The following is a 2168-nucleotide window of genomic DNA, read 5'->3' on the forward strand; positions in this document are numbered from 1 at the left end:
GATAGTTCAGCCCGCCGACTATAAAAAGAGCCAGCATGACCGGAATCGCGGCCTCAAAAGCCGCCACCTGCGCCGGCGGCATCTGCGACTGGATCCGCAGGCCCAGTCTGGCCTTGACGCCCAAGATGTACAGCGCCACGCCCAAGCCGCCAAACAAGATGGCCGTGAACATCCCCGTCGTCGACAGCTGCTTGATGTTGAAGGCCTGATTCAGCTTGACCCGCTTATTGCCCTGCAGCAGGTAGGAATAATTGGCAATGCTCATCATAAACGAGCACAGGGCCGTCATGGCCCCGGCCAGCGGATCAACCTCGCAGGCCCGGGCCAGCTGGTAGCCCCAGCTTAAAACGAAGAACAGGGCAAACATGGCCACGCTGCCCCGCCAGACGAAATTGCAGGTCGCCACCGTCGGCTGCATGACCTGGTAAAAGACATGCCAGCCCCAGTTGCGGTCAGCGGCCACGATCAGGCTCTTGATCAGCACCGCCACCGACCCCGTCAGACTGATCGGCAGGGTCGAAACGAAGGCGTCGCGCAGGGCTACCAGCCAGCGCACTGACGCCAGATCGTTTGCCAGCGGCAGCAGATAACGTTCCAGCCAGTCAATCAACCTAGTCACTCTGCTTCTTTCCTTTCAGGTAATGCGGGTGGTAGCCCTTGTTCTTGTTTTTCTTCCGGGACTTCTTTTTCTTCTTGCCTGCCTCTAAGACAGCCGCCTTCTTGTCCTCCTTGGCCTTCTTGACCGGCTTGTCCTTGCTTAAGTGGTAGCCGGCAAAGTAGACCCGGTCAACGCTGGCTTCGCCTGCCAGCAGCTTCTTCAGCTTGCGCAGGTCGTGGTCGTTGCCCAGGGTGACCACCCGCCCCTGCCGCTGCATCCGCCCGGTCCGCCCGGCCCGGTGCATGTAGGTGTTGGCGTCTTCCGGGATTTCGTAGTTGACCACGTAGGTCAGCTTGGGAATGTCCAGGCCGCGGGCCGCCAGGTCGGTGGCCAGCAGCAGCTTGACCTTCCCCTTGGCCAGGTCCCGGATGGCCTGCTGGCGCTTGTCCTTGGAGAAGTTGTTGGCCAGGATCGCGAACTTGGTCTTGCTGTGGGCAAAAATCTTGGCAAAGCGCAGCATGGTTTCGTTTGAGTCAAAGAAGAGCAGGCCCCTAAAGCCGTCCAGCTTGCACAGGCGCTGCAGGTACTCCAGCTTGTGCTCGTTGTCCACCTGCAAAAACAGGTGCTCAGTCTGGCTGCTCTGGTCGGGCCGCACGTCGATCAAGAGGAAGTGGCGGGCAAAAATTTCCTCGGCCTCCCGGGTGATCTGCGATTCCGTTGCCCCAAAAAGCAGGATCTGGCTGCTGGATGGCAGGTTCTGCCCCAGCGAGCTGAGCAGGTCCAGCTTGGCAAATTCCAGAATGTCGTCTGCCTCATCGATCACCAGGCTCTTGATCTGCCCCAGCTTGATCCGGCCGGAGGAGAAAAAGTCAAAAAAGCGGCCCGGAGTGCAGACCAAAACTTCGTTTGTCTCCTTCTTCAGCCGCTCGTCCTGTCTCTGCCGGTTGCCCGCCCCAACCAGGGCCAGGGTCTTCAAGCCCAGCGCCTTGGCAAATGGCTGAATGGCGTTTCTGATCTGAACGGCCAGTTCGGTCGTCGGAGCCAGAATCACCAGGGCGTTCTTTTCTCCCGGCTGCAGGCGCTCCAAAGCCGGCAGCGCGTAAGCCAGGGTCTTGCCGGTCCCGGTTTTGGCCAGAGCGACCACGCTGGCGCCATTTTTGATGGCATCATAGGTCTGCTTCTGGATCAGGGTCGGCTGATCCTTGTGTTCCTTTTGCAAAATTGCCTGAATTTTTTCGTTTTCAATCATTGTGCTAATTGTCCATATTTCTCTTTATATTGCTGACTGGTCCCGATATAGGCATACATGACGTTCTTGTAGCCGATGCCGCTGACGCCGGTGACGTGGCCCTTTTCAGTGTAGCGCCAGAAGCAGTAGTTCAGCTTGCTGGGGGCCGATTCTGACGTGGCCAGGAACTTGCATCCCGCCGGGAAAAGCTTCTTATACTTGGCCGAAGCGTTGACCATGACCGCGTGGCTCTTGATCAAGGCCGCCGCCAGCTGGCTCATGGCCGTAATGCCGGCTGCTCCCGGATCATCCTGCCCGCTGTCCAGCAAAATCGGCAGCCGG

At 58.8% G+C, this 2168-nt stretch carries 2 protein-coding genes and 1 pseudogene; all 3 read right to left on the reverse strand.

The window, feature by feature from the left end:
- The coding region (locus lacNas_RS03850) for a PTS transporter subunit EIIC (protein WP_201346613.1) at nucleotides 1-619 on the reverse strand (619 nt) is incomplete at its 3' end.
- Complete coding sequence (locus tag lacNas_RS03855; RefSeq protein ID WP_201331037.1) at nucleotides 612-1847, reverse strand: DEAD/DEAH box helicase; 1236 nt, start codon at nucleotides 1845-1847, stop codon at nucleotides 612-614. The genes lacNas_RS03850 and lacNas_RS03855, both read right to left, overlap by 8 nt.
- Nucleotides 1844-2168 (reverse strand): annotated as a pseudogene (locus lacNas_RS03860) (1,4-beta-N-acetylmuramidase); the annotation flags it as partial. The pseudogene lacNas_RS03860 and the gene lacNas_RS03855, both read right to left, overlap by 4 nt.

The organism is Lactobacillus nasalidis (genome assembly GCF_016587775.1).
GTDB lineage: Bacteria > Bacillota > Bacilli > Lactobacillales > Lactobacillaceae > Lactobacillus > Lactobacillus nasalidis.

What these genes read in the sequence shown, in the direction of transcription:
- lacNas_RS03855 (WP_201331037.1), bottom strand. Translation starts at nt 1,847, where the DNA reads ATGATTGAAAACGAAAAAATTCAGGCAATTTTGCAAAAGGAACACAAG.